Genomic DNA, 4,580 nt, shown 5'->3' with positions numbered 1-4,580 from the left:
GCTCCATAATATTGCTGGCTGAAACGTTCTATATCAGCCAGTTTCGGGCATGACGGGTCGTTTGACTTAACCCATGTCCGTTTTTCTTGGCGGCTCGTCACTGGACAGAGAACTTCCCACTGTCCAGTCAGGGGGTTAACCCGAATTTCTCACCAGCCGTGATTCAGGCGCTTAAATGAGGCAGAGATTGCGTCTAACCCGATGGGGCTAGATGAGCGAAGGCGAAATCTCGTCTCCCAACCGGTAATCGTGGCTTTATAGGTCTCTAATGCTTTGCTCCGGGAACGTTAAGCGCTCCGATAGGCAGGCTAAAGCCTGGACTGTCACGACGCAGTCCAAAAGATTGAACGGTGTTAGCGGCCACCTCAGAGGCGACCTAGGCCGTATTGGGCAACGCCCTGAGCCGTTGGTAGACCTGCTGAAAAAGGGGACGGTAGGGGCAGGTGGAATGCATGGCGATGTGAATACGGCGAACACTGAACCGAATGAGGGCACCGACCTTTAAGAGCTGGGTGCGAATCGTACCGACCCGAGCATTGGCTAACTCCGTGTGCTGTAACGCTTGTTGCCGGAGGGCATTGAGTAGGCCGTAGGCGAAGGCTGAGAACCACAGGCGCAGTTGGTTATCGTCAAAATAGTGGTTGGAGGTGCGGTCACTGAATAAATCGAGCTGCTGTTCTTTGAGACGATTCTCCATCTCGCCGCGAGGGCAATAGTAGTCAGCGTGGAGCCGCTGAGAACTGGCTTGCCTAGGGCTCAGCGAGATGACGACAAAGTGGTGACGAACGCCCTTAGCCCCAGCCGTTACCTTACAGATGACCGGCCGGGAGCGTGACCAACTCTCCTGGGTTTGATAGGCAAAGCCGCCATAGACGATAGCCTCTGGTACCAGCACATTGAGGTCTTCAGCACTCGGGCCATCGGGCGACAGGTGGGCGCTCAAGGTCTCACTGGCCTGTTGACGGCGCTGCTGATACTGGGTGTTGGCGCGCTCCGCCCAACGGTGGCTCAACCGCCCCAACACCGCATTGCTGCCCTGGGCAAACACGTAGTCGACGTTAGGGGTCGCTTCGCACCAGGTCATGATGTCGTCTCGGCTGTAGGCACTGTCGCCCCGCACCAGAATCTTGGCCTCAGGTCACTGGGCTTGAATCGCCGGAATGATCCGTTGCAGTTCGTCTAAGGCGCCTGCTGCCGGGTCGACATTGGCGGGCCGTAAGCGGGCCACGAGCAACTGCCGTCCACAAAAGATGTACAACGGCGTGTAGCAGGTGCTCTGGTAGTACCCGTTAAAGCTCGCCCCCTCTTGCTCGCCATAGGTCGGATCATCGGTCACATCCATGTCGAGAATCAGGCGTTTGGGCGGCCTCGAATGCTGGGCGAAAAATAGCCTCAACAGCACCGCTTCGAGGGCAACCGGGTCGACGGTGGTCTTCACATAGCGCGGATTCACCGCCGCTGAGTCCTCCCGTCGATAGCTCTGCTCGAAGCGATTCAACGTGCTCTTGCCTGCTAGCGGCGCTCCCTCCCCATGACGTCGCTCCAGTTTCCCCACCGCGATGCCCAGCATCCTATCAGCCCGTAAGACCTCGTGGTCATTCAGGTCTTCATACCCTTGCACCAGCCCATACAGCCGCTGTGCCACCATCGCCTCAAGCGAGTGCTCCACCCGCGACGGGGCTCGGTGGTCGGTAAAACAGGCCGCAATCTGCTCGCTGAAGCCATAGTGCTGGTCGATTTGGCGAATCAGTAGCAGTCCAGCGTCCGAGCTGATCTCGCCACCGTTGAACTCGGCCACGATTGGTCGTCGCTCCAGACTCCCAAACGTCATCGGATGCTCAGGCTGGCTTACGGTACACTCTGTTTTTAGGGAAGGCATGGAAGAAAATCGTCAAAACGGTTGTGGTGACTGTATTTTGACGCCTTTCGTGCCTTCCCGTTCAAAAGCCTGGTGAGATATTCGGGTTTCATCAACCCCTGAACAATTACCTGTGGAACAATGTAGAACATCATTCCACAAACAATTCAATGGAAAGACTTGACGCTGCATCAGACGCTCTCGTCCCACATATTTCTTAGCATGGATGGTGTAAACTTCTGGAAAGTGTACCTTAAGCTGATTCAGCGGATATAAAATTTTCCCTGACAAATTTTTTGGCACTGAGTGATAAATGAAAGACACAATGGCTGTAAACTCCTTTGCTAATTGCAGTAACTGGCAACGAAATCATAGACAATTGCATCTTCATCTCAAATGCTGGTAAATATCCCATGAATTCCTATGGCTACCAAGATTGCGCTGAGCAATGTCCACACTCCTTCGGCAAACAGATTAATGCGATGAATATTCTGTTGGGTTTCTACTTTGAATAAAGTGGACAAATCGGATGAGCTTTGGGCAATGGCTTCGTAAGATTGATAAGTTTCTTGTAATGCATTCCAGTCTATGAGAGCAAAATGCCCAAAGATAGCAATTCCCGCAGCACCTGGAAGGATAATCAGTAGCGCAAGCATGGTATAGCGCATGGGTTAGTCTCTTGAAACATTGCTTTACTACAGGTCGCGCACGTAGGGTCGCAGTACTTGCATCCAATTGTCCAAGGCTTGTGCATATTCGCCTGAGCAACGTTCAAGTCTGTAATCTGGGATATTCAATTGTTGCATCAGATCGACATAGGAATCTGGAGAACTACCATAGAGCAAACACATGATGTTAAAAAAACGCTGCATATCGAATGAGTGTTCGTCCCAATAGGGCATAGCTGTTGTATCTTGTCCACTCGACTTCAAGTAAAACCAACCAGCAGCGGCTTGTGCAGCAATATGCCCAATCTCAGTACGAGACATAATAATAGTGGCAAACTGATCGACTGCATCTTCTTCTCGACCCAATACAGGTGTGTTCGATATATCAACGATGGCATGCCCTAATTCGTGCAGCAATACGAACGAAAGCGCTCCAACGGTCGCAATTTCGGTTGGAACTCCAACGTCGTGAGTGTTGTAAAGTCCAAGATAGTAATCAACCAGTTCATAGCACATAACAATTTGACGATCCTCTGAAGCATAAAAAGCGTTGACTGTGCCACACTCAGCTTGCAGGACCGTTATGGGTTCAGGAAGTGCTAATACTTGATTCATCGGATTCACAAATCGTTCTAGCGTTTGTGTCCGCTCCATGAGTCCTTGAATTTCTTGAGCGCGTGGCGACTGAGCTGGATCATAGGTAACTTGTAAACTGACTGGTGCAGAGGTCGTTTGCTGCTTTAAGTGTGTTTCACGATGTAACCAATACAAGGGCGAGTGCGCTCTGGTTGGTTGAGCAATAGTGACCATTGAGAAACTCAGAGTTAGCAATACACCAGTCAGCATCCAAATGATTATTTTTTTTAACTTGATTGTCACGCTAAATCTCCTGCAAATGGCGAAAACTTTAACGTTCGGGTAGTGCTAGCCTGAGGAATAGTCTATAGCCCTTTCCAGCCTGGTGAGGTACAGCAAAAGCCCTGAATCACTAGCTATATATCGATCTCAGATCTTGATTTGTACCTCACCAGCATGGGAAACGCTGTATGCTTTGTCCTTATACTACGAGTCTAGAAAACATTGCTTCAATTGTCCGATCGGTTGAAATTATCCAACCGATCGGACAATTGAAATTCACCCGATCAGCCGATGGTTAAATTTTGGAAGTTATGCCCATAGTTGAACTACACACACAAGAATTTGACCAAACACGACTCTTGAACACTGAATCTTTTACGGGTGAGATGGCAGCTACCATCCTACAAATGAATTGCACTATTTTGAAAGCAGATTTTTCTGCCTTCAATGAGGCTTTGAAGAGAAGAGCGGAAGCGATCGTTTGACATTTCTCTCCTGCATTTATGGTCGTTTTGAGCATTGCGGGAGGAGGTAAATGAACAGGTAGTAGCCAATGCCAAATAAGCAGGACACGAGGATGCCAATGAGGGCACCACTCGAAAGGTTACCACCAGTCCATACAACGGCTCCCATCCATGCAAGAAAGAAAAGGCCAGCCGCTACAAGTGAATGTACTCCTGCTTTGGCGTGATTCGCCATATCAGAACTCCTTGGATTGAAGGTCGATCGAAGGGTGAGGGAAGGTTTGAGCTTTGCATAGGTTTTCAATCGGTTTCAATCAAATTTCCATCAAAAACCGAGTTGCTCTCTGCAACAGTTTGAAAAGCGCAAGGGTTGCAGGTTGGTGCTGGTTTTAGTATGGCTGGACATTCATGACTGGGCATCGACCGCTTGGGCTTGTCCGATCGGGCAATATTCAAATTGGATAGATTACTGTGTAATAGTTAAGGCATCACTATTATTTGAGTGCCTATGCAGTGGCATATTCGTTTGGGTCAGCAGTTGCAAAGGTTCTCAACAGCAGGAGAGGGGTTGACCTGTCACGTTCGCCTGGGTCAGCAGTTGCAAAGGTTCTCAACAGCAGGAGAGGGGTTGACCTGCAGGGCCATTTCATTCTCAAGGGAGCCTAAAGATGCTAGAGTTTCAGGCTAGTTCCAATGGTTCTAGCGTTTATGCGTCTGCCCCCTCCCGCCCCC

2 protein-coding genes and 1 pseudogene are annotated in these 4,580 nt (G+C 50.0%); all 3 read right to left on the bottom strand.

The features are described from left to right. Positions 1-376: 376 nt before the first annotated feature. The 3 genes and pseudogenes from IQ254_RS31935 to IQ254_RS29835 all read right to left on the bottom strand — a co-directional run bounded on the left by IQ254_RS31935 (position 377) and on the right by IQ254_RS29835 (position 3,405). Positions 377-1,831: pseudogene (locus tag IQ254_RS31935) on the bottom strand (IS1380 family transposase). A 419-nt stretch (positions 1,832-2,250) separates the two neighbouring features. After that, positions 2,251-2,526 (bottom strand): hypothetical protein, encoded by a 276-nt coding sequence (locus IQ254_RS29840; protein ID WP_193969772.1) that lies wholly within the window; start codon positions 2,524-2,526, stop codon positions 2,251-2,253. A gap of 27 nt (positions 2,527-2,553) precedes the next feature. Continuing rightward, positions 2,554-3,405, bottom strand: coding sequence for a DUF4344 domain-containing metallopeptidase (locus tag IQ254_RS29835; protein ID WP_193969771.1), 852 nt, complete (start codon positions 3,403-3,405; stop codon positions 2,554-2,556). Positions 3,406-4,580: the final 1,175 nt, after the last annotated feature.

Source organism: Nodosilinea sp. LEGE 07088 (assembly GCF_015207395.1).
GTDB lineage: Bacteria > Cyanobacteriota > Cyanobacteriia > Phormidesmidales > Phormidesmidaceae > Nodosilinea.
The sequence above is the reverse complement of the archived record's forward strand: the minus strand, read 5'-3'. Positions and strand labels throughout refer to the sequence as shown.